General features: G+C 47.0%; 23 protein-coding genes and 1 other annotated feature. Of the genes, 18 read left to right on the top strand and 5 right to left on the bottom strand.

The genetic code is table 11. The features are described 5' to 3' along the window. Positions 1–41 precede the first annotated feature (41 nt). Together PPM_RS18050 and PPM_RS18045 are read right to left on the bottom strand one after the other, a co-directional pair. Complete coding sequence (locus PPM_RS18050; protein ID WP_016324574.1) at positions 42–2,303, bottom strand: AraC family transcriptional regulator; 2,262 nt, start codon at positions 2,301–2,303, stop codon at positions 42–44. A gap of 230 nt (positions 2,304–2,533) precedes the next feature. Further along, positions 2,534–3,247, bottom strand: coding sequence for an expansin EXLX1 family cellulose-binding protein (locus PPM_RS18045; RefSeq protein WP_016324573.1), 714 nt, complete (start codon positions 3,245–3,247; stop codon positions 2,534–2,536). Between the two features lie 350 nt (positions 3,248–3,597). On the opposite strand from PPM_RS18045, the gene PPM_RS18040 reads away from it, so the two are divergent. Continuing rightward, the gene (locus tag PPM_RS18040; RefSeq protein WP_016324572.1) at positions 3,598–4,314 is read left to right on the top strand and encodes a metal-dependent hydrolase; all 717 of its coding nucleotides are present in this window, start codon (positions 3,598–3,600) and stop codon (positions 4,312–4,314) included. Between the two features lie 93 nt (positions 4,315–4,407). Here the strand turns inward: PPM_RS18040 and PPM_RS18035 are convergent, their stop codons facing one another. Next, positions 4,408–5,487 (bottom strand): M42 family metallopeptidase, encoded by a 1,080-nt coding sequence (locus PPM_RS18035; protein WP_016324571.1) that lies wholly within the window; start codon positions 5,485–5,487, stop codon positions 4,408–4,410. Positions 5,488–5,671: 184 nt separating this feature from the next. Between PPM_RS18035 and spoVAC the strand changes: the two genes are divergently transcribed. From spoVAC to PPM_RS17960, 15 genes are all read left to right on the top strand, one after another. After that, a complete protein-coding gene (gene spoVAC, locus PPM_RS18030; protein ID WP_016821646.1) occupies positions 5,672–6,178 on the top strand; it encodes a stage V sporulation protein AC in 507 nt (168 codons plus the stop codon). Further along, the gene (gene spoVAD, locus PPM_RS18025) at positions 6,175–7,197 is read left to right on the top strand and encodes a stage V sporulation protein AD (protein WP_013372210.1); all 1,023 of its coding nucleotides are present in this window, start codon (positions 6,175–6,177) and stop codon (positions 7,195–7,197) included. Before spoVAC ends, spoVAD begins: the two co-directional genes overlap by 4 nt. Further along, complete coding sequence (gene spoVAE / locus PPM_RS18020) at positions 7,194–7,550, top strand: stage V sporulation protein AE (RefSeq protein WP_013372209.1); 357 nt, start codon at positions 7,194–7,196, stop codon at positions 7,548–7,550. The genes spoVAD and spoVAE overlap by 4 nt, the downstream gene beginning before the upstream one ends. Before the next feature lie 215 nt (positions 7,551–7,765). Beyond that, positions 7,766–8,725, top strand: coding sequence for an AAA family ATPase (locus tag PPM_RS18015; protein ID WP_016324569.1), 960 nt, complete (start codon positions 7,766–7,768; stop codon positions 8,723–8,725). Between the two features lie 3 nt (positions 8,726–8,728). Beyond that, positions 8,729–9,976 carry a DUF58 domain-containing protein gene (locus PPM_RS18010; RefSeq protein ID WP_016324568.1) on the top strand — a complete coding sequence of 416 codons (1,248 nt, stop codon included), beginning with the start codon at positions 8,729–8,731 and terminating at the stop codon, positions 9,974–9,976. After that, the gene (locus tag PPM_RS18005; protein WP_016324567.1) at positions 9,973–12,219 is read left to right on the top strand and encodes a transglutaminase domain-containing protein; all 2,247 of its coding nucleotides are present in this window, start codon (positions 9,973–9,975) and stop codon (positions 12,217–12,219) included. The genes PPM_RS18010 and PPM_RS18005 overlap by 4 nt, the downstream gene beginning before the upstream one ends. A 142-nt stretch (positions 12,220–12,361) precedes the next feature. Beyond that, the gene (locus tag PPM_RS18000) at positions 12,362–12,892 is read left to right on the top strand and encodes a YqeG family HAD IIIA-type phosphatase (protein ID WP_013372205.1); all 531 of its coding nucleotides are present in this window, start codon (positions 12,362–12,364) and stop codon (positions 12,890–12,892) included. Further along, positions 12,885–14,012 carry a ribosome biogenesis GTPase YqeH gene (gene yqeH / locus PPM_RS17995; protein ID WP_013372204.1) on the top strand — a complete coding sequence of 376 codons (1,128 nt, stop codon included), beginning with the start codon at positions 12,885–12,887 and terminating at the stop codon, positions 14,010–14,012. Before PPM_RS18000 ends, yqeH begins: the two co-directional genes overlap by 8 nt. Before the next feature lie 105 nt (positions 14,013–14,117). Continuing rightward, the gene (gene aroE / locus PPM_RS17990; protein WP_013372203.1) at positions 14,118–14,987 is read left to right on the top strand and encodes a shikimate dehydrogenase; all 870 of its coding nucleotides are present in this window, start codon (positions 14,118–14,120) and stop codon (positions 14,985–14,987) included. Positions 14,988–15,055: 68 nt separating this feature from the next. After that, a complete protein-coding gene (gene yhbY, locus PPM_RS17985; RefSeq protein WP_013372202.1) occupies positions 15,056–15,352 on the top strand; it encodes a ribosome assembly RNA-binding protein YhbY in 297 nt (98 codons plus the stop codon). 17 nt (positions 15,353–15,369) lie between these two features. Continuing rightward, complete coding sequence (gene nadD / locus PPM_RS17980; protein ID WP_013372201.1) at positions 15,370–15,960, top strand: nicotinate-nucleotide adenylyltransferase; 591 nt, start codon at positions 15,370–15,372, stop codon at positions 15,958–15,960. After that, entirely contained in the window at positions 15,944–16,540 is a 597-nt protein-coding gene (gene yqeK, locus PPM_RS17975; RefSeq protein WP_013372200.1) for a bis(5'-nucleosyl)-tetraphosphatase (symmetrical) YqeK, read from the top strand. The genes nadD and yqeK overlap by 17 nt, the downstream gene beginning before the upstream one ends. After that, positions 16,537–16,884, top strand: coding sequence for a ribosome silencing factor (gene rsfS, locus PPM_RS17970; protein ID WP_013372199.1), 348 nt, complete (start codon positions 16,537–16,539; stop codon positions 16,882–16,884). The genes yqeK and rsfS overlap by 4 nt, the downstream gene beginning before the upstream one ends. After that, on the top strand, positions 16,881–17,789 hold the full coding sequence (locus PPM_RS17965) for a S1 RNA-binding domain-containing protein (RefSeq protein ID WP_013372198.1): 909 nt from the start codon (positions 16,881–16,883) through the stop codon (positions 17,787–17,789). The genes rsfS and PPM_RS17965 overlap by 4 nt, the downstream gene beginning before the upstream one ends. A 3-nt stretch (positions 17,790–17,792) precedes the next feature. Then, on the top strand, positions 17,793–18,566 hold the full coding sequence (locus PPM_RS17960) for a class I SAM-dependent DNA methyltransferase (protein WP_013372197.1): 774 nt from the start codon (positions 17,793–17,795) through the stop codon (positions 18,564–18,566). 71 nt (positions 18,567–18,637) lie between these two features. Here PPM_RS17960 and PPM_RS17955 read toward each other — a convergent pair whose 3' ends face one another. Beyond that, positions 18,638–19,027, bottom strand: a complete 390-nt coding sequence (locus tag PPM_RS17955) for a tautomerase family protein (protein WP_013372196.1) — start codon at positions 19,025–19,027, stop codon at positions 18,638–18,640. A gap of 179 nt (positions 19,028–19,206) precedes the next feature. Beyond that, positions 19,207–19,464, top strand: a binding site (T-box leader). Positions 19,465–19,525: 61 nt separating this feature from the next. On the opposite strand from PPM_RS17955, the gene leuS reads away from it, so the two are divergent. Beyond that, positions 19,526–21,964 carry a leucine--tRNA ligase gene (gene leuS / locus PPM_RS17950; protein ID WP_013372195.1) on the top strand — a complete coding sequence of 813 codons (2,439 nt, stop codon included), beginning with the start codon at positions 19,526–19,528 and terminating at the stop codon, positions 21,962–21,964. Here leuS and comER read toward each other — a convergent pair. Then, entirely contained in the window at positions 21,945–22,790 is an 846-nt protein-coding gene (gene comER / locus PPM_RS17945) for a late competence protein ComER (protein ID WP_013372194.1), read from the bottom strand. The two genes, leuS and comER, sit on opposite strands and share 20 nt — an antisense overlap. A 287-nt stretch (positions 22,791–23,077) precedes the next feature. On the opposite strand from comER, the gene PPM_RS17940 reads away from it, so the two are divergent. Then, positions 23,078–23,725 carry a ComEA family DNA-binding protein gene (locus tag PPM_RS17940; RefSeq protein WP_013372192.1) on the top strand — a complete coding sequence of 216 codons (648 nt, stop codon included), beginning with the start codon at positions 23,078–23,080 and terminating at the stop codon, positions 23,723–23,725. Positions 23,726–23,739 lie beyond the last annotated feature (14 nt).

Below are 23,739 nucleotides of genomic sequence, written 5' to 3'. Positions count from 1 at the left end.
CAAGTCTCCAGAAAATTGGAGGCTTGCTTTTTTGATGTTACCTATTGCGCATTCGCTTTAGAACGGCGAAAATCTGTGGGCGTCACGCCCAAGCTACGTTTGAACATACGGTGGAAATAAGAGCTACTCGCAAACCCGGTTTGTTCTGCCACGTCAGCCACTGACCAGTCGGTCTGTTCCAGCAGCTCACAGGCCTTGCGAATACGGAGCTGCTGGATGACGTCCACGATGGTAGACATGGTTTGTTGCTTATAAAGCCTACTTACATAAATTGGAGACAAATCCAACTCTTCCGCAATCTGATTGAGACAGAAATTAGGATCTGTATAGGCCTGTTCCATTCGCTCATTGATCTGTTGCACCAAGCGTTCTTGCTTCGTATTTCGTTTTTCCGCTAGACTGGAGCGAATCTGATCAAAGACTAATTGGTAATGATCAATAAGATCCTCGGCGGTCTCTAATCGATCTGCGGATGGTAATTCAGGTTTAGATTCGATAGCAAATCCATTGAGTTCACTTATATGCCGAACGGCATTATTCACACTCATGATGAGCCGGGATATTGCCACCCGAACAGAGGAAAACGGATATTTCTCCATATGCATCAACAGATCTTTGAACATCCGGTGCGCATCCTCCGTATGACCAGATAGCAGCGTATCCAGCAATTTTTTTTCTTTATCCGATGGATACACATAAGTATTTTGGACATCTTCATCTGTAGTGTTTCGTGCATTAATAATACAGCCATGACCCTGAAAAAAACGGTGCATAGATGCGTTCTCTACCTGGCGGTACAGCAGATGTAGCCGTTCTGGTTGACTGGTAATCGCGCTGTAGGTTAGTGATACACTCAGCTTCAAATATTCAAAACAAGCTTCACGTATTTGGCGTAATAGGGTCTCCAGTAGTACCGTGTCTGTATGTTCGGCGGGGTCTAGAATATTGAGCATCAGCAGGACGCTATCCTCATCCATATCAACGGTTTCCACCCGGTATGTCTGCCCGCATATTTCGGAAGCGATATTCATGATTGCAAACTTGTAGGGTAGCAGATCAGGTCCACGCTCGCTTTGCCATCGGGCATATTCATCTATGCGCAGGAGTACAAGGCGATAGTCTTTGTCGAACTGGAACGTAATCCCGAGCTCGCGCAGTCGTTCCGGTTCTTCACCAGCAGGAAGATTTCGGATTCCCCTAATCACATTCCGTAAAATGTTTTGCCGGATCGTATACATACTGTTGCGTTTTTCCGATTCCAGTGAATTCATATGCACAACAATTTGGCCAATAGGCGTATACAACATTTTGGACAGCAGCCAGGAAGCCACAAATCCTGCCATTCCGATGATGGCTGCGATCAGTACCATGGCATTACGAATAACACTCGCCATTTTGATAACGCTTTCATACGGTGTGACACTAATATACTGCCAACCTAGTCCATCCGGGGAAGTATAGGAAATCAGTGATCTTTTACCATGAAATTCTTCTACAAAATAGCCTGTTTCCTGTTTTTTGACTCTGGTATGCAGCCATAGCTGTTCTTTTTCGTTCAAAGCTTCGTCTGTCAACGTCGTCCCAGATAACAGTCTGCCTTGATCGTCTAAAATATAAGCGGTCCCGCCTGAGATGGGGCTCGCCGCCATTTCCTTGTTCATCCAGGCCGCCGATACATTCACAATCACTGCCGAATTTATCGCTTCGTTCGAGTTGATTGCGTCATAACATAAATACGTATAGGCTGCGATGTCTGGGCTTGCTTGCTCTAGGCCAGCCCCGGAGTCTGAGGCAGACAGCAACGGATACGTACGTGGGATAGGCGTAAAGGGTTTGTAGTCCTGATAATGATCGAGCACGCGAATGATATCTGTATCAGCCAGTTCATGTTTGCTGAATAACCCGTTTTGGCCTTGTGATGACGCAATGTAGAAAGTGTCACTTTTAGGGTTATACACATAAATGGATTCAATATACGGCATGGAGTTAAGATAATTATTTAATTCGGTCATGGCAGCGGTTACATCATATACATTGGGTTTGGGATAATACAACAGCTTGGATAGGGTACTGCTGCGGTACATTTGGAATGCCAACGATTGAGCAATAGATGTCATGTTGATGACCTCTTTGCTTCTCAACGTCAAGCTATTGTGATTGGCTTCGAACGCCTGCTCCTTTTCCACGCGGATATAGTAGAAATAATATACAGTGGTGGATACCAACAATGTTAGTGTTATACATAACGTAATGCTGACCAGCAATTTGCTGTGTAGCTTATGATGCTTTTTGAAATTGCTCATATGAACAGGCCTCCTGTCTGTGTGCACGTAGCTGTAAAGTACACCCTATTTATGTATTCATTATACGTATGATCTTATGAACAGGACAGTGAACAAACCGATTCTTTGTGAAAAATAATGATTTTTCCGTAAAAAGACCGAGAACACGTATACGCAAACTGGATTGCGTCGGTTCCCGGTCGGTTTTATTGGTTCAAATGAAAAGAAGCAAAGATGAGGCGGCAATTCAATCAGTCTGGAAATTGAACATTACCTTTAACGATATAGGCTTGGCCTGTGCCATTTTCGGCTAGAGCTGGGATGGTGTCGTTCAGTACGACACCGCGAATGTCCGTAATCCGTATTTTCAGAGGCTGTTTTCCTAAGTTAGTACCCAGAAAGTGGTTGTAATCCTGTTTTTCGAGATTGAGCCATTGTCCGTTTTGTTGGACTTCCATTTTTAAGACCGGATATTTATGATTGCGTACTTGAATGGCTGCCCACCATTGGCTACTGCCTTCTTTAATGCGGTAAGACACATTGCCGCTAACCGGAGCTTTGACAACTTTCCATGAAATATTGATTTTTCCATCCTTTTGATTGCCGATCAGGTTGAAGGCATTCGGAGATAGATCAAGTGCGCCACTCGGACCCTCAGGATATAAATCTGTTACATAGACGGTCGTTTTTCCTTTGGGGCCTTGAACTTCTAGATAGGCTCCAGCTAATGCGGCTTTGATTCCGTTATAATTCAGTTGTGTGGGGTTAAGCGCTGTAATTTTGGCATCAGAAGGGATAGGGTCAAGCAGTAATGCTCCTCCAGAGTAACCTGATCCTGTATATGTGGCGTACCCGGTGTATGTATCATTCCAAGCAGCTGAAGCGGGCAGGGCGAACAATACGACACTTAGCAACGATGTCAGACCGATAGTTTTGAACTTTCGAAACAGATATTTTTCTCGCATAATCATTTCCTCCTTGTTCATTTAATAGATTTATATAGTAAATATAAACACTATATTACCTAATATTCCAAATTGTACAATAGGACTTTGAGGCAAAAAGAAAATGTTGGAAATATTTATCGACCTACCTATAGGCCATATGGGGTGTTTTTTAAGAAATGGCTGTACAGATAAAAAATAAGGGGAGAGTTAAGTAATGGGGGCGAAACTAGGACTTTTGGATGAAGTCTTTTAAATAGAATAAGCGAACTATTGTTCTCGTTTTGATTGTCGTATACAATCGAATCATGCTGATTCAAATAGAGTGATGTCGACTCTGTGTATGCTGCAACGAAAGGATGTTATGCATCATGATGGGAAGAGCCCATTTAATTATTGGAACCGGGGTCTCCCTGTCGGTATTAGCCTTAAGTGGATACGAAGTGACTCCGGCTGCCGTGGCAGCCTCTGTGGTTGGTTCATTGCTACCGGATATTGACGAGCCTAACTCCATGCTTGTTAGCCGTGCGTTACCGAACAAAATGCTTAGACTCGTACAGCTTCTAATGATTGGGGCTGCGGGTTGGGTGTTTTTCACCCGTTTGGCTCCGCCGCCCTGGAATCTTGTTTTGGCTTTGCTGATGATCAGCGCTTCTTTTATGCCTTCACGGTCTATGCGTAAAGTTATCATTTTTCTAATTGGTATCGGCCTAGCCTGGTATGGGGAATCATATGCACCGTGGAATTATATCGCCGGGTGTCTGCTGATCATATGTACGCTTGTTCCGCACCGAGGATTGACGCACACGGTGTATGGCACAGTAGCATGGACCGCGCTGCTTTATGGTACGACACGTTTGCATGGCGATAGCATATGGCTGGCTGGAGGGATAGCGTACTTACTGCATTTATTGGCAGATTCCTTGACGAATAACGGGATTAAGCCTTTGCCACCATTCAAATGGAAGCTACGATTTAGATTAATGAGTACCGGAACCCGGAAGGGAACAAAGGTAGAAAATATCTGTATTACTTTAACAGCTGTACTTGTAGTTATTGCTTTACTTCGGTACAAACATTTAATTTGAATCTTCTATTTTTTCTTCTATTAAAGAAACAGTCAAGTACACGTTGTATGTGTCTTGACTGTTTTTTTATAGCTTCCTATTCTCTGTTACTTCTTAAGCTCGTTCAATAATGGTATTCAGCGTTGTGCGATCCAGATTTTGAACCAGCTTAATGATCAGTTCCTTGGCCGCATCATAATCATCAGTATGAATAATGGACGAGGAAGTATGGATGTACCGTCCACATATGCCGATGACGGTGGATGGCACACCAATTCCGCTCAAGTGCACTTGACCAGCATCCGTTCCCCCAGTGGAGATAAAATATTGGTACTTGATTTTGTGGGTATCGGCCATATCTTGCACATACTCCACAATCCCGCGGTGAGTAATCATACCTGGATCAAATACCCGCAACAGTGCTCCTTTACCAAGCTGTCCGTATGCATTCGGATCTCCACCCATATCGTTGGCAGCACTGCAATCCAGTGCGAAGAAAATATCCGGCTGAATCAGATTGGCAGCTGTGCGCGCACCGCGCAGTCCCACTTCCTCCTGCACAGTAGCTCCTGCATACAATGTATTGGGAAGCTGGTCCTTTTCCTTATGTAATGCCTCCAACAGCTCAAGCGCCAGGCCTACACCATATCGATTGTCCCATGCTTTAGCCATGATTTTTTTGGGATTCGCAAGTGGAGTGAAGTCACAGATCGGGGCAATAGCCGTTCCGGGTACAATCCCCAGATCTTGCGCCTCCTGTCTGCTGTCTACGCCGATATCCAGGTACATATGCTTGATGTCCATCGGCTTGCTGCGTTGCGCTTCATCAAGCAAATGTGGTGAGACAGATCCAACTACACCAATGATTGGGCCATTTGGGGTCAATACTTGAAGACGTTGTGACATGATGGCTTGGCTCCACCAGCCTCCAACCGGCTGAAAACGAATCATTCCATTTTCCGTAATGCCATTCACAATAAAACCAACTTCATCCAGATGTCCTGCGACCATTACACGTGGTCCACTTTCTTGCCCGCGTAGCACACCAAAAAGACTGCCCAAACGGTCCTGCACGATTTCATCCGTATAACCGGATATTCGTTCTTTAACCCATGCCCGCAGCTCTCGCTCATGTCCAGGAATAGAAGGGAACTCTGTTAAGGTTTTAAACAATTCCAATGTTTTTGCTTCCATGATGTATACCTCACTCCTTATTAATTAACCAGTGGTCGTCATGTATTCAGTATGAATGGATTTGTACGGAATGTCCACGATATCATTTTCCTGACATAACATTTCCCCTAAAAGCTCATAATGTTAAGGAGCCAAGCAATCTGAACCGCCAAGCGCGGAACTTACGAATAAGGGGTGGTGAATGATGCCAGCTAAGTCAGGACAGCGCGGTTTTCGTACCAATTCGTCGCCGTTGTCCATAAATGAGAAAGACTATCAAAGTGTTTCCCAAAAGCATGAACCTTCCAGAAAAGTATTTGCCAATTGTGTGCGTGCTTTCCTGGTTGGAGGCGTCATCTGTGTGATTGGGCAGGCGATCCAGGAAGCCTTTATGGCAGGTATGCATATTCCCGCCAAAGAGGCTGCGGCACCGACTGCATCCATGATGATCTTGTTGTCTGTTATATTAACTTGCATCGGGGTCTACGATAAGATTGCCCAATGGGCAGGAGCGGGAACCGCTGTACCGATTACAGGTTTTGCGAACTCGATGTGTTCAGCTGCATTGGAGTATCGTTCCGAGGGATTGGTACTTGGAGTGGGCGCAAATATGTTCAAGCTGGCAGGCTCAGTTGTCGTATTCGGTGTTGTGGCCGCATTTATCGTAGGCGTTATATACGCGATCCTCGGTGTGGGGGGCAACCACTTATGAGAAGACAGGGAGGACAAACCTGGAAGTTTGAGTCGAGACCGCGCATCATTGGTAGTGCAACTGTTGTAGGCCCGGATGAAGGAGAGGGGCCGTTGTCCACAGATTTCGATTATATTTATGACAATATCGAAATAAACGAGAAAACATGGGAAAAGGCGGAACGAAGATTAATTGAGCATTCTACAGAGCTTGCGTTAATTAATTCCAATTTAAACAAAGAGGAAGTGCAATTTTTCATCAGTGGTGATCTGATGAATCAGATTGTCAGCAGCTCATTTTCGGCTAGCAAGCTGGCTATTCCCTATTTAGGCGTTTTTGGAGCCTGTTCAACGTCGATGGAAAGCTTGGCTTTAGCAGCACTTATTGTGGATTCAGAGGCGGGCGACTACGTAATGGCGGGTACAACCAGCCATAACTGTACCGTGGAAAAGCAATTCCGCTATCCTAATGAATATGGAGCACAGAAGCCCCCCACAGCCCAGTATACTGTTACCGGTTCCGGTGCGGCCATTGTGGGACATGCGAAGTCAGGGACGGTGGTGGATTGTGCTACCATTGGGCGTGTAATGGATATGGGCATTAAAGATCCCTTTAATATGGGCGGAGCCATGGCTCCAGCGGCGGCGGACACGCTTTTGTCTCATTTTCGAGATACAGGCAGGGACCCAGGCTACTATGATCTTATTGTAACAGGGGATTTAGCCTCTGTAGGGCTGCCGATTGCCAAAGAGCTGCTCAAAAAAGATGGATTCGATATGAATCAAACGGAATTTAATGATTGCGGTTTACTGATTTACGACATCAATAAGCAAAAGAAGGTCATTGCAGGTGGAAGTGGTTGTGGATGCTCGGCTGTTGTAACCTATGGGCATCTGTTAAAGCGGATCGAAAAGGGAGAACTACAAAAGGTGCTGGTCGTGGCGACCGGGGCGTTATTATCTCCTTTGACTACACAGCAGGGTGAAAGCATTCCTTGTGTTGCACATGCTGTAGCTTTTGAAGCGGGAGGAAAAGTATGATATTTCTATGGGCTTTTTTAGTAGGCGGTGCCATTTGTGTCGTGGGTCAGTTGATGATGGATGTTATCAAAATGACTCCGGCACACACAATGAGTACGTTGGTGGTAGCAGGTGCAATTGCGGACGCTGTCGGAATATATGATCCGCTTATCAAATTTGCCGGAGCGGGTGCGACGATTCCAATTACCAGCTTTGGTAACTCACTCGTACACGGTGCATTAACCGAATTGGAAAAGGACGGATGGCTTGGTGTCATTACAGGGATCTTTAGTCTGACCAGTGCAGGGATTTCCTCGGCGATTATTTTCTCTTTTCTGGCATGTTTGTTTGTTCGTCCAAAAGGAAGCATATAAAAGCAGGGTGCTACAATAGGACAAAAGTAAAATAAACTGTATACAATCAACCCTTCGGATTTGATAGCCGAAGGGTTTTTGACTGTTCCGAAAAACATGTACGTGCAAGAGAAGATGGAGCTTGAATAATATGGGCAGGGAGTTAAGTGTACTCTATGTCCACCTTCATGTACAATAATAGGAAACATGTTGCTATCTAGGAGGTTTACAGAGTTATGCCCGTGCGTCAAGAATCTGTGCAGATTGTATCTGCAATACGTTCTAATCTGGAATCATGCATATTAGGGAAATCCTTTGAAATAAAATTACTGCTTACGGCTATGCTGGCCGGTGGACACATTCTGATCGAGGACGTTCCGGGTACGGGGAAAACGCAAATGATCAAGGCTCTTGCTAAATCCATGCGTGGTGATTATCGCCGCGTTCAATGTAATCCTGATATTCTACCGAGCGATATTACAGGGGTATCTATATTTCATCCACGGGACGAGCGTTTTTATTTCCGTCCGGGTCCAGTTATGACTAACATTTTACTGGCAGACGAAATTAACCGGGCGACGACGAAAACCCAGTCAGCTCTGCTGGAGGTTATGGAAGAACGAAGTGTGACGGTGGATGGGGACACTCATATGTTGCCTCATCCTTTTATGCTGTGTGCCACTCAAAATCCAATTGATTTTGAAGGTACTTATATGCTGCCGGAAGCACAATTAGATCGTTTTATGCTCAAAATCAGCTTGGGCTATCCTGATTTGGAGACGGAGCGAAACATGCTGCTTCATCATCAGACGGGCCAGCCAGCAGACCGTCTGGAGGCTGTAGCGCATATGGAACAGATTGCTGACATCCAGCAGGAAATCAGAGATATCTATATGGATGAAGCGGTGACGTCCTATTTACTCGATATTGTGCGTGCGACGAGGGAACATCCATCCGTGTTGCTCGGAGCTAGTCCACGCGCCGCACTTGCTTTTGTCATGGCTGCCAAGGCATACGCTTTTCAGGATAAGCGTGACTATGTGCTGCCTGATGATGTGAAGGCACTGGCACCTTATGTGCTGACGCACCGTTTGCTGCTTCGTCCCGAAGCACGCCTCGATAGCTCCAACGCCCAGTCCGTGCTGCAGTCCGTTCTCCGACAGGTTCATGTACCCGTACGAATGGAGCGTTCTTAGGGAATGAACATGGTCAAAAGGAAGCGCAGGCTTCCCCGGCTATCAGGTCGCATCTGGCTTATGTTGCTTATATGGGTGGTGTGCCTGCTTTATTTGTTGTTTCAGGGTGGCAAAACATCGGTCATGCTGTTGTCAATGGTTACGCTGTTAATCGTTTATCTGTGGATGGTTGGTCTGAGTGGAGTTCGTCGCGTTCAGGGCCATCGGCAGCTTTCGCAAGGCTCGGAGTTCGGGGAACTACTGCATGCGGGAGATCAGGTACACGTAAAGCTCAGTCTGAGCATTCCGGGCTTTCTTCCGTTACCCTATGTCATTGTTCGCGAGGTGCTCAAGCGGCATACGGGGGAATCCTGGTCGTTTGAAGACAGTGTCATCCCCAGTATGAAAGGGGGCGGCCAGCTTACATTTCAAACCCCTGCTTTAGAACGAGGAAGCTACTATTTTGAGGAAACCGAATGTGTGAGCGAGGACATCTTTGGCCTGTTGGAGCACAAGGGCAGGTTGAATGCACGTGGTGAATTTCGGGTGCTCCCCCGAACGGTATTTATCCCCTACTGGCAGATCAATGATCGCCGTTCAAGGATGTCTGGACCGCAGACCGTTCAAACTCGAACGCGTCGTGAAACGACACAAATCAACGGCGTGCGGGATTATGTATATGGAGATCGGTTTTCACGCATCCATTGGAATGCGACGGCTCGTACAGGCAGTTGGAAATCCAAGGAATTTGAGCATGAGACCGTTCCCAAAACGATGCTTGTGCTCGACGTACAAACAAACCATTATGTAAACGCCGATCAGTTTGAGCTAGCTGTATCTTCTACTGCTTCATTGCTGGAATATGGTGGACGGGAGCGGATGGGGGTCGGACTGTGTACAGCTGGAGAGAAGGGGACTGTTTTTCAGCCAAGTGAGCAGACGATGGAACGACAACGAATGATGCATCACTTGGTAGACATCCACACCACTTCGCAAGGCAGCTTGATGACCGCTGTAGAAAGCTGTGTGCGCCAATTTCCGCAAGGCTGTTATTTTATACTGATTAGTCCGCTGAAGGATCATCAGGCACTGGAACTTCTTCGTTGGGCTGATACGCGGGGGATGACCCCGTGCCACGTCTATATCGGGGAAGGCTCTGCCCAGGGAGAAGCTGAAAAGTGGATGAGCATGCTTCGTGCAAGGGGAATTAAGGGCTACGATGTTGAGAGCCTCGAAGAGCTCCCGGCTGTAATGGGGGGAGGGACACAATGAAAACCTGGTTACAATCGTTAAAGAGCTCCTGGGCCCTCGCCTTTACTTTCTTGTGGATTATTATTATTGCCATGCAATGGGTGTCTTTTGCTTCCGAATTGTGGCTGGAAGAGACAAGAGCACTTGTACTGACGACCATTACAATGCTGGCGCTGGTGAAGATTTTACTACCATTCCGTCCATGGATTGAATTTGTCGTTAAGGCGGTAACGCTGTTTTTTATTTTGTATCGGACATTAGTGTCTTACTCCATCATTATCCCCTTCGGTGGGGTAGCCAATCGTCTGGATCAATTTATATCTAACATGTCTCCTTATGTTTGGTTTTCACTCATTGCTTGGTTAGTTATTGAAATGGTGCCGCTCATCGTTACAACGAAGCAGCGGATTCTAGTTTTTGTGGGCATTAATATCGCAGCTCTGGCGGTGCTTGATTCCTTCACACCAACTGTGCTGTGGGAGGAGGTTGCCTGGATCGTCTTTGCTGGTATGGGATGGCTAGTGACACAGCATTTGCAGTATTTTCGTCAGCATTATCCTCAAGGATGGAAGCATATTCGGCGTTATCCGTATAAAATTGCGGCCAATATTGCTGTCATTTTTGCGCTTATTATTATGGCGGGTGTGAATATGCCCGAGGTGCAGCCTGCTTTGACGGACCCCTATACAGCGTGGACCCAGCGTATCAGCTCAACCACCGCCGGAACCACCAATGGATCTGGGGCGCTTAATCAGCGCATGAACACTGCATCGGGTTATAGTCGCCAGGATAATCGGTTGGGTGGAGGTTTTAATTTTGATTATTCGCCCGTTATGACCATCACAACTAATCAGCGAAGCTATTGGCGGGGAGAAACAAAACGAATCTATTCCGGTACAGGCTGGAGTGACGGTGGGAACGATGATCTAACGCCAAATGAGGTGCCGATGACCGCTGAGCTTGAAAACACACAAGAAACGCGGCATTCTACTGAACAAGTCGTACAGACCGTTACAATGCAAAATGATCAGAGCTACCCGGTTCTGTTTGGTGCCTATTCGGTGCATCGTGTCCAATCGGTGGATAGAGATTCACGGGCAAACGGGTTGCGTTGGAACCCGCAACAGGCAGAACTTCTTTGGAATCCATCCTCACGAAGAACTGCTTATCCTAAAACGTATACCTTGGTATCTCATGTTCCTGTAATCCCTGAGAAAGAACTGCGTACAAAAAGTTTTAATGAGTTGTATGGAAAAAGCAAACAGGAAGCCTATTTGCAAATTCCAGACGAATTGCCGCAGCGGGTTCGTGATTTGGCTCGGAACGTAACGTCAACGGCCAAAACGCCGTATGAAAAAGTCGGATTGCTACAGCAGTATTTACAGCAAAATTATGCCTATACGAATAATCCGGATCTTTCGCGGAAAAGAAGCAGGGATTTCGTGGATGCCTTTCTGTTTGAGATTCGGGAGGGCTACTGCGATTATTATTCCACTTCATTAGTCATGATGGCTCGCTCCGTTGGGGTTCCAGCTCGTTGGGTCAAAGGGTATGCACCTGGCCAGCAGACATTTTCCGATGATGCAACAACGGGCGATGGTGACGAAAGTATGTCCTCTTACTCCGTGACAAATGCGGATGCTCACTCCTGGGCAGAAGTATATTTAGGCGAATATGGCTGGGTTCCGGTAGAAGCTACGCCCGGCTTTGATATGCCGTTGCTTACGGAGCAGGAGGATTCAAACACTCCAGACGCCCCAGAGGTCAAAGATCAACCAGAACCAGAGCAGCCTGAGCAGGCCCCGCAGATGGATCCAGGGGAAGGATTTAAGATTCATCCTGTAATCATAGGCTCTGCTGTTGCCATTCTTCTGCTGTGGGTAGCTTATATCATCTGGCGTAATCGGGCAGACATTCACTTTTACCTGCTGCGTTTACGGACAGGTAAGCCGCTGACCCCGGATGAAAAGGTGGTCGTCGAAACTGAACACTGGTTACGGTACATGCGAAGGAAAGGCTTTGTCCGTGCCAGCCATGAGACACTGAGGGAATCAGTCGATAGATGGTCACAAGAAGCACCGGAACGCGCTGCGATTTTACATCAGTTGCTAGGACGCTTTGAACAAGCGCGTTATAGTCCTTCGTCGGTAACCGCGGAGGATTGGCGTAGTGTTCGCCAGCAAGCCTCCCTATTGCAGAAGGGACCCTGGATGAAACGATGGGCTGGACGAAGAGCAAAGCCTGATCAGAAGGATGAAGGCTAGTCTGTTTTTACTGGGTTTGATGCCGCAATTTTTAATCTTAATCTATATGTTTAGTAAAAAGCTGTCCGTTTGTTGCGGATAGCTTTTTACTAAACCATAGTAATATGGTATAGTTTGTCGTATGAAACTGAGGTGACCGACGTTGTTTGAAATGCTGATGCCCAAATTACGGGTGAATACCGTCTTTGATATTGATCTTGAAGGCTTGTATGCTCAAGGATATCGCGGCATTATTACGGATCTAGATAACACGCTGGTTGGTGCAAAAGCGCCGAACGCAACTCCCGAGCTGGTGGCCTGGTTTGAAAAGGTCAAACAGGCGGGTTTTAAGCTTGTCATCGTGTCTAATAACAATATGGACCGTGTATCCGTGTTTGCTACGCCTTTGGACATTGAATTTATACATGCCGCCCGGAAGCCATCCAACTCGTCCTTTCGTAGAGCCATTCGTATGATGGGGCTTACTCCGGAAGAGACTATTATGGTCGGGGATCAAATGTTGACGGACGTGTTGGGAGGCAACCGAATGGGATTGCATACCGTTCTGGTACTACCGATATCCATTCATGATGAAGGAGTCATGACCCGATTTAATCGACGGTTGGAGCGAATCGCGCTCACAAGGTTACGTAAGAAAGGCTTATGGCTTGAGGAGGAAAAGAAGAATGACTGAAAGACCTGACGGCGGAACTGCCGTCAAATGTAGTGGTTGCGGTATCGTCATGCAGACCACTGGCCCGGACCTTCCGGGATATATTCCGGAAAAATTATTAACTCGCGAACCAGTCATCTGTCAGCGTTGCTTCCGGATCAAAAACTATAATGAAACGTCTTCGGTGACGGTAGATCAAGATGAATTTTTGAAGCTGCTTAGTCAGATTGGGGACAAGGATGCGCTCGTCATCCACATTGTAGATATTTTTGACTTTGAAGGTAGCTTGATTTCCGGTCTACAGCGTTTTGTAGGCTCGAATCCGGTTGTACTGGCAGTTAATAAGACCGATTTGTTGCCTAAGGTGACAAACTGGAACAAGGTACGTAACTGGGTACAAAAGCAAGCGAAGGAGCAAGGGCTACGTACGGAAGAAATCGTACTGTGCTCAGCTAAAAAAAATCAGGGCTTTGACCGTCTGCTGGATGTGGTATCTGAACTGCGTGGTAACCGCGATGTATATGTGGTCGGAGCCACAAATGTGGGTAAATCCACGCTCATTAACCGCTTGATTCGTGATTACAGCGATATGGAGCAGGAACTCACAACATCCCGTTACCCAGGAACTACACTCGATATGGTGAATATTCCGCTCGACGACGGCAAGCACATTATTGATACTCCGGGTATTGTGTACCCTTGGCGGTTCAGTGAAATCGTCTCCCGCCAGGACTTGAGCGCAATTATGCCGGACAAGCCGCTGAAGCCTGCTGCATATCAGCTTGATGCCGGACAAACATTGTTTTTCGGCGGTATGGCCCGATTTGATTTTGTAGATGGTCAGCACCAATCATTTACCTGCTACATTAACGGTGGTCTTAAAATACATCGTACGAAGCTGGAGCGAGCTGATCAGTTGTTCGCTGATCATGCCGGGGAGTTATTGTCTCCGCCAACACGCGATCAATTGGCAGAGATGCCGGAATGGACCAGACATGAGTTCCGTGTTCCACGCAAATCTCCATCGGACATCTATATATCCGGTTTGGGATGGATTAGGGTAAATAGCGAGAACGGAGCTCTGGTAGCGGTTCATGCTCCTCGGGGAGTCCGTGTGCTTTTGCGGCCTGCGTTGATTTAACAATGCTGTAACCAAGTGATAGGGCGGCAAGGAACACAACCTGGTTCCTGCCGCCATTCATGTATTTGAGCGGCCTAATATTTTGTAATATGGGGGAGAACAACGATGAGCAGCGGGGAGTCTGGAGCGATCGAACGAGATCTTGTACTATTGGGCGTATTGGGTGATCCGATCAAGCACTCCAAATCGCCCCTTATGCATAAAATAGCTTTACAGGCAGCGGGGGTTGATGGAGATTTTGTACCTCTTCATGTCACACCGGATCAGCTGGAGGATGCCGTGAAGGGGATTCGTGCTTTGCATTTCCGCGGAGTCAATGTGACGATTCCCCATAAGGTTGAGATTATGAAATATCTGGATGAGATTGATGAAGGGGCCAGGCTCATTGGCGCTGTCAATACGATAGTGAATGACAATGGGCGGCTCAAGGGCTATAATACGGACGGAATTGGCTACGTGCGTTCCCTCAAAGAAGAGACTTCTGTCGAGTTAAAGGGTGCAAGAATTGCTGTTTTAGGAGCCGGTGGGGCTGCTCGGGGCGTGATTCATGCCCTGTTGGAGGAGCAACCTGAATCGGTCATTATTCTGAACCGAACACGTGACAAAGCTGAACAACTGGCATTGGAGTGGACGACAGAAGCAATTCCAGTAATGGGCTATTCCAACGAGGAAGCTAGGAATGTGCTCACGACAGTGGATGTGTTGATTAATACAACCTCGGTGGGAATGTCTCCTTTATCTGATGAGCTTCCAGTGGAAACGAGTCTGATTCCGGAAGGAATCATTGTGAGTGATTTGATCTATAACCCGCTGGAAACGAGACTTTTACGCGAAAGCCGTGAACAGCGCGGCTGCACTGTACATGGAGGTTTGGGCATGTTTGTGTACCAAGGGGCAGTGGCTTTTGAGTATTTTACGGGGGTGGCCCCTGCAGTAGACCAAATGAGAGCGGCCGTGCTGAGAAGCCTGTCGTAAGTCGGATTATACATTAAAATTATGGAAATGCCGCATTGCATATGTGGCGACGAAGGGGTTAAATATACATGTTGACAGGTAAACAAAAAAGATATCTGCGCTCGATGGCGCATCATTTGGACCCGGTTTTTCAAGTAGGTAAAAACGGTACGAATGAGCATCTTATGCGTCATATCAATGATGCGATTGAAAAGCGTGAGCTGATGAAAGTACAAATTTTGAACAACTGTTTGGACGACAAACATGAAATTGCGGAAGAACTGGCAGCAGAGACGGGTTCCGAGCTTGTACAGCTTATTGGAAGCACCATTATTTTGTACAAGGAATCTCGTGATCATAAGCAAATCGAGTTGCCTAGAGGATAATACGCGGGGAGAAAATTATGAAAATCGGTATTATGGGTGGTACATTTGACCCGATTCATATTGGACATCTGCTAGCTGGAGAAGCGGCAAGAGATGCCTATGAGCTGGATCAAGTATGGTTTATGCCTTCTCATATTCCTCCGCACAAGCATCAAGCGGGGGCAAGCGGCAAGGAGCGTCTGGAGATGACAAGTGAAGCGGTGGCGGGTCATCCTGCTTTTGAAGTGCTGGATATTGAAGTGCTTCGCGGGGGGGTATCCTATACCATTGACACGATCAAGAAGCTTCAGGAGCTGCATCCTGCTGTAGATTTTTATTTTATTATTGGTGCGGATATGGTGAACTACTTGCCTCATTGGCAGGGAATTGAGGAATTGGCGCAGCGGATTTGTTTTATTGGGGTGCGGCGACCAGGCTTCCAGCTTGCGTTGGATGAGTTGCCACATTATTTGCAGGACAAGGTACTGCTGGCAGATATGCCAGTGGTGGACATTTCTTCGACGGATATACGGGAGCGTGCTGCAGAAGGCCGTACCATTCGTTATCTTGTGCCTGATCGTGTACATGACTATATTACAAGGGGCGGTTTGTATGAAGTACAGCCGTGAGCAGCTAATGGAAGCCGTATCTGGTCAGATGCCTGAAAAACGCTGGAAACACACGCTGGGTGTTATGCATACCTCTGTGGAGCTTGCAAAACGTTATGGAGCAGACCCGGATAAGGCGGAACTGGCGGCTATTTTGCATGATGTGGCGAAATATTGGCCTGTTCAACAGATGGAAGAAGTGATTCGTAACTATCCTGAATGTGATCAGGAGCTATTGGAGCATGACAAGCAGCTCTGGCATTCAGAGGTAGGGTACTGCGTTGCAGCAAGAGATTATGGAGTGGATGATCCGGAAATAAGGAATGCGATCCGCTGGCATACATCAGGACGTGTAGGTATGAGCCTGCTGGACAAAGTCGTGTGTTTGGCTGATTACATCGAACCAGGGCGGGATTTCCCCGGGGTTGAACATATCCGCAAACAGGCAAAGAAAAGTTTGGAGCAGGGCCTTATTGCTGGATTTGACTCTACAATTTCATTGTTGCTGGAAAAGCAAAAGGTTATTTTTCCGCTGACGGTCTTGTCGCGCAATGACTTGATTCAACAGCTAAAACAGAAAAAAACGGAGGTTCATGAATGACCCTAACGAATGAGAAATTAATGCAAACGGCGGTTGAGGCCGCTAATGATAAAAAGGCAATGAATATTGTAGCATTGGATTTGCGTGGAGTATCGCTAGTCGCGGATTATTTTGTAATCTGCCACGGTAATTCGGATACACAAGTACAGGCGATTGTAACAGAAATTCGCAAACGCGCTCATGATGAAGGTGTAGCCATCAAAGGAATCGAAGGAATGGATTCTGCTCGCTGGGTTCTAATGGATTTGGGAGATGTTGTAGTGCATGTCTTCCATCGCGACGAACGCGAATATTACAACATTGAACGACTCTGGTCGGATGCTAAGGTTGTGGAGAAGGTATGAGTTTGATCGCTGGTACTTATGTCACCATTATGGTGGATCGTGAAGTATCGCCTTTCGGCTACTTCCTTACCGTCGGCGAGCAGGATGTGCTGCTGCATTATACGGAGCTGACTCGTGAAATCGAGGTGGGTGAACGACTGGAGGTATTTATCTTCCACGATACAGAGGACCGTTTGGCTGCAACTATGAAAAAACCGTTCTTGTCTTTGGGAGAAATGGCAAAGCTCGAGGTGGCCGATGTCCATCCGCGTTTGGGATGTTTCCTGGAGATGGGACTGGGTCGTCAACTTTTGCTGCCGATTCGTGAGTTGCCAGAAAACCGGGATCTGCATCCTCGTGTGGGTGACTACGTGTATGCCATTATGGAGCATGACAAACAAGGCAGACTGCGAGCTAAGCTGGCAGGGGAGCAGGAACTGGCTCCATTGTGCTTCCATGCTCCTAGTTCGTGGCTTAATACATGGGTGCAGGCGACGGTGTACAAGCCGCTTCAGATGGGCACATTCGTCCTGGTGGACGGGGGTGTGCTTGGATTTGGTGCAATAGGGATGATTCATTCCTCGGAACGTAACCGCATGCTTCGCTTGGGCGAGGAGGTTAAGGTACGGGTCACGCTTGTTCGCGAAGATGGTCGGGTCAATCTGGCGATGTCGCCACGCAAGGAAGTAGGCCGTGATGAGGATGCGGATCGGTTAATTGCATTTCTGAAGGAACGTCCGGGTGGCGGCATGCCATATTCTGACGCAACGCCGCCGGATATTATCAAACAACGGTTTGGTATCAGTAAATCCGCCTTCAAGCGTGCGATGGGCAAGCTGATGAAGGAAGGACTGGTTACACAAAAAGAAAACTGGACCTACCTGGTGGAGACAATGCCTAAACCGAAGGACGGGAATGGGGAATAAAAGATGGCTTCTTACCGCAAGTTTGCCTATGTGTATGATGAGCTAATGCAGGACATGCCGTACCCGGACTGGTTGCGCTTTGCACGGCAGGCTTGGGATCGATACGGTATGCCACATACAGTGGCAGAGCTGGGCTGCGGAACGGGCTCAATTACGATTCCACTGGTTAACTCGGGCTTCGAGGTGGCTGGCATCGATTTATCCTCTGACATGCTGGCAGTAGCCCGTCGCAAAATGGAAACCACTCCTCAAGGACAGCGATTGTTTCGTGAGGGAAGCGTTCGCTGGATACAGCAGGATATGCGAGAATGGATTTTACCGGAGCCCGTGGATTCTGTCATTTCTTTTTGCGATTGCCTGAATTATTTACTTGAGGAAGAAGATATCATTTCTACTTTCCGCAGAACGTATACTGGTCTGAAGCCTGGTGGAACCTTTCTGTTTGATGTACATCACCCCCAGACTTTTTTGCGTTATGATGAAGAACAACCATTCGTACTGGATGAACGCTCTATCTCGTATATCTGGACATGCGCATTGGACACTCCACGTTGTGAAATTGAGCATCATCTCAGTATCTTTGCGAGAGCAGAACATGAAGGACGCGATCTGTACCAGCGTTTTGAGGAAATTCATGTACAGCGTGCTTATGATCCAGACTGGATGAAGGCAGAATTGTCCAAAGCGGGTTTTCGTGATGTGAAGGTATATGCAGATTTTGAATGGGTAGAAGCAGAAGATGACGCGGCGAGACTTTTTTATGTCGCTGTAAAATAGCCAGGAATCATTGGCCTAATATAGAAAAAGAAGACGCTTTTCATGAAGTCATGAAGGGCGTCTTTTTGCACTCATATATTCACTTTATAGTTCAGCTGAAGTTCATCACCTGGTACACCCCGAATACCCCAATTCTGTTTCGGGGTTTCAAATATAGTAATCTCAAGATCCTGTGGAGAAATCCCCAAAAGTTCGTTAATTCTTTGAAATAACAGGTTGATGAGTTGCTTCTTAGCTTCTGTCGTTCTGCCTTCAAAGATACTGATCTCAATAATGGTGTACGCCTCGGAGCGACCATCGGCGTATATAAAGTCTTCATGATTCATAGGGAAGAAACGATGAAACCTTTTGTTTGGAGGATAGTTGAACGCATCCACCACGGCAGAGTGAATTACCTCTGAAAGTTGCTTTTTGATCGGATTTAGCTTTTCTTTGATTCCGAAAATTTTAATCTGTGCCATGTCTCAGCTCACCTTTCTTATCTCATCTCAACTTGAATTATTGCAACTTGGAGTTATTATAAAACATTCGTATTCATGTGTCATGGACAACTAGTATGAAGATGGGGTTTAGTATCAAATGTAGTCTTTATTTGACTTTTTTCGCGGTTTTCAATATAATAGTGCCATTATTAACGGTTAAACAATCGCTGATGAGGAATAGTAGTTTTGACTGGACATGTAGAGAGCCGGCGGGTGGTGCAAGCCGGTTGACAGTGCAAAGCGAACTCACCTCGGAGATATGCGTCCAACGCAGGAAAGCACTATATCGGTGTTAGCATTCTGTTATTAACATGCATCGGATCACCTCCGTTATCAGGTGCAAAGGGAGTAGAATGCGAAGAACGCTTTCTGCTAACTAGGGTGGTACCACGGGAATATAACCTCTCGTCCCTAGCGCTGACACGCTACGGGATGCAGAGGTTTTTTTGTTGCATACCGTTTGAGGAGGAAAAGACAATGACAGACACACAGCCGAAGCACGGCTATCAACCGCAAAGTATTGAACCAAAATGGCAAAAATATTGGGATGAGAACAAGACGTTCCGCACTGGGGAAGAGCCGGGCAAACCGAAGTTTTATGCTTTGGATATGTTTCCGTACCCGTCTGGAGCTGGTCTGCATGTAGGCCATCCGGAGGGATACACAGCTACAGATATTGTTTCACGTTATAAAAGAATGCGTGGCTACAACGTACTGCATCCGATGGGTTGGGACGCCTTTGGTCTGCCTGCCGAGCAGCATGCTTTGGATACAGGTGAGCACCCACGCGAAATTACGGTAAAGAACGTAAACAACTTCCGCCGTCAAATCAAATCACTTGGCTTTTCATATGACTGGGACCGTGAAATCAGCACAACTGATCCTGATTATTACAAATGGACACAGTGGATCTTCATCCAGCTGTATAAGCGCGGTCTCGCTTATGTAGCTGAAGTGCCTGTTAACTGGTGTCCAGCACTGGGAACAGTCCTGGCGAATGAAGAAGTAATTGACGGTAAGAGCGAGCGTGGCGGTCATCCGGTTATCCGCAAACCAATGCGTCAATGGATGCTGAAAATTACGGAATACGCGGATCGTTTGCTGGATGATTTGGAGGAGCTGGACTGGTCCGAGAGTATTAAGGATATGCAGCGGAACTGGATTGGTAAGTCTACCGGTGCAGAGGTTCATTTCCCAATTGAAGGCTATGACGAGCAACTCACAGTATTTACAACCCGTCCAGATACGCTGTTCGGCGCAAGCTACTGTGTGCTGGCCCCTGAGCAGGAATTGGTGGATATGATTACTACACCTGAGCAAAAGGACGCTGTACAACAGTATCGTGAACAAGCTGCTCGGAAAAGCGACTTGGAGCGCACGGATCTGGCCAAAGACAAAACAGGCGTATTCACAGGAGCTTATGCAGTGAATCCGGTGAACGGCGAAAAGCTGCCAATCTGGATTGCTGACTATGTACTAGCAGGCTACGGAACAGGTGCAATTATGGCAGTACCGGGTCATGATACACGTGACTGGGAATTTGCTAAGAAGTTCGGATTGAAAATTACTGAGGTCGTTCAAGGTGGAGACGTGGACAAAGAGCCATACACCGAGGATGGCCCGCATGTCAATTCAGGCTTGCTGAATGGACTCACCAATGAGGAAGCTATTCCGAAAATGATCGAATGGCTCGAAGCTGAGGGTAAAGGACAGGGCAAAGTTACCTATCGTCTGCGTGACTGGCTGTTCAGCCGCCAACGCTATTGGGGCGAGCCGATTCCAGTAATTCATCTAGAAGATGGAACGATCAAAACGGTTCCTGAGGATCAACTGCCGCTCGTACTGCCAGAGATGGACAATATCAAGCCTTCAGGTACAGGTGAATCCCCGCTGGCGAATGCGACAGATTGGGTAGAAATCGTTGATCCTGAGACAGGTATGAAAGCACGTCGTGAGACAAATACGATGCCGCAATGGGCAGGAAGCTGCTGGTACTACCTGCGCTTTATTGATCCGAAAAATGATAAAGAGCTTGTATCCAAAGAGAAACAGCGCGAATGGATGCCTGTTGATCTGTATATTGGCGGAGCGGAACATGCGGTTCTTCACTTGCTGTATGCCCGTTTCTGGCACAAAGTACTGTATGATATCGGCGTAGTGGAAACTAAAGAGCCTTTCTATAAGCTGGTCAACCAGGGTATGATTTTGGGCAACAACAATGAAAAAATGAGTAAATCACGCGGTAATGTCATCAATCCTGACGATATTGTAAATACGTTTGGCGCCGATACGCTGCGTATTTATGAGATGTTTATGGGGCCGCTGGAAGCGACCAAGCCATGGAATGAGAATGGGGTTGAGGGAGCGCATCGTTTTCTGTCCCGCGTATGGCGCCTGTTTGTTTCCGAGGATGGTAGCCTGAACGAAAAAATTAAAAATGACGGCGGTAGTGATGAGTTCAAACGCACCTGGCATAAAACACTGAAAAAGGTAACCGAGGACCTGGACGCATTGCGTTTCAATACAGCAATCAGCCAGCTGATGATCTTCACCAATGATGCATACAAAGCAGACCTTCTGCCGCGTGCAGCGATGGAAAACTTCGTGCAAATGCTGTCTCCGCTTGCACCGCATCTGGCCGAGGAACTGTGGCAGCTGCTGGGACACAACGAGAGCATTACGTACGCGGCTTGGCCTGCCTATGATGAAGCATGGACGGTAGACGCTGAAGTGGAAATTGTCATCCAGATGAATGGTAAAATTGTACAGCGTGCAACGATTGCCAAAGATCTTGATGCCAAAGCGATGGAAGCCTTTGCTTTGTCGCTGGACAGCGTTCAGGAAGCACTGGCTGGTAAAACGGTTCGCAAGGTAATTGCTGTTCCTGGTAAGCTGGTTAATATTGTTGCCGGTTAATCGGCTTTAGGCCGAAGGAGACATCTATCTTTTGCATGTCCTCTTCATACTTGTTGTGCGTGGCTCGTATTAGCTCAGGGAAGACACTATGCAGGCTGATGTCCAACAATGCGAGAGCTTCGGCGGTGATCCCTCCGGGAACCGCTACTCTTGCTTGTAACTCGGCTGGTGTCATCCCGCCTTCCGTAAGCAGCTTTCCAGTACCGATGATCATTTCACCGGCCAATGCACATAGTTCCATACGGTCTATACCCGTAGCTTGAACTGCGGCTTGAATCCACTGGTCCATAAAAAAGGCCAAGAAAGCAGGGCCGCAACTCGAAAAATCCGATGTGATCCGTGTATGAGACTCTTTAACCCGAATTGGCCTGCTGATGTGGGACATAAGCTCTTCCAGAAGGGAGCGATCCTCCTCTGTAATCCGGTTTCCATGGATGCATAGTGAGACTCCGCTTCCAATCTGGTGAGTGATACTCGGAATAATTTTGGACACTTTGGCTTTCAGTGCATGCTCCAAAATACGGATCTGTACTGGACTTGTGATAGAAACGACGATCTGCTCTTCTGTAATGACGTTGCGTATTTCATCCGTTACGGTTTTTGATTCCAGCGGCTTCACGCAGATAAATAGAATATCGCTTTCCGCTGCCGTCTCACGGTTGCTTTGAGCTGCATGCAAACCTGGATAACGACGGGCTAGCTCGGCTACCTTGGAATACGTTCGGTTGCTTGCTAATATTTGCTGCGGTTTGAGTGCGTCCGAATGAATAAAAGATTCAATTAGCAGACTTCCCATGCTGCCAGTCCCGATAAATCCAACTTTCATTGTTCAACGTCCTCCTTTCATACTTTGCGGTATAGACGCTGTGCTGTCATTCTTCTTAGTGTATGCACTTGGTCTTGGCCGACATGACGAATTTTATGTCTGAACACATTAGATCATGCTTGGGGCCGCACCACTCTTTGTATAAATGCTCACAGCGAGACCGTATGGAGGTGTTTATAAACCTCCGGTTTGACGGAAATTGGACAGATTTGCTCTGTTAGATTGAGACGTTGGTCTTCAGTCGGTTCAATTCCGAAATCCATGTGGAGTAGGGGACGATACGAAAAATGAAACGCGTATGGACAGGAACGGCAATAACGCTTGCTGTAATCGGGAGTGGACTTATTTTGTTTGCCGGAGGGCAGCGCTCTGAGCCACAAGAAGAGTGGAGTTTGCTTAACCATAAGGTGGAGCATGCTTTGGCGATAGAGTCGGAGTCAATTGAGTCGCAGCGAAGCAGTGAGTATACCCAAGGAAAGCATGCTGTAAAAGAGGCTTCAGACCAAACTGAACGCAGAGCGAATGTCGAAGCTGTTGACAATGTGAAGCATAATACTAAGCAGAGTTCTACTGGTCTATCTGCTGCTATGAGTGAAAACTCCATGGTGGGGAATTCAAGTACCGTAAAGCAGTCAGATGTTGCGGATTCGAGATCAGACACAGCTGTTGCCAGTTCGGATGCTGCAACGACGAGTAGGACAAATACGGTGAATGATTCGGTTATTCCATCCGTTTCCGGTGAAAAAAAGGTAAACATTAACACAGCGACTGCTGCCGAGTTAATGGAACTTCCGGGGGTTGGGGCTAAAAAGGCCGAGGCTATTTTGAACTATCGTAATCAGCACGGGCTGTTCAAACGTGTGAACGATTTGGATCGTGTAAAAGGAATCGGAGCTAAAATGTTAGCGAAAATGAAGCCGTATGTCAGCTTATAACTTATTTAAGTTTA

This window comes from Paenibacillus polymyxa M1 (assembly GCF_000237325.1).
GTDB classification, from domain to species: Bacteria; Bacillota; Bacilli; order Paenibacillales; family Paenibacillaceae; genus Paenibacillus; species Paenibacillus polymyxa_C.
The sequence above is the reverse complement of the archived record's forward strand: the minus strand, read 5'-3'. Positions and strand labels throughout refer to the sequence as shown.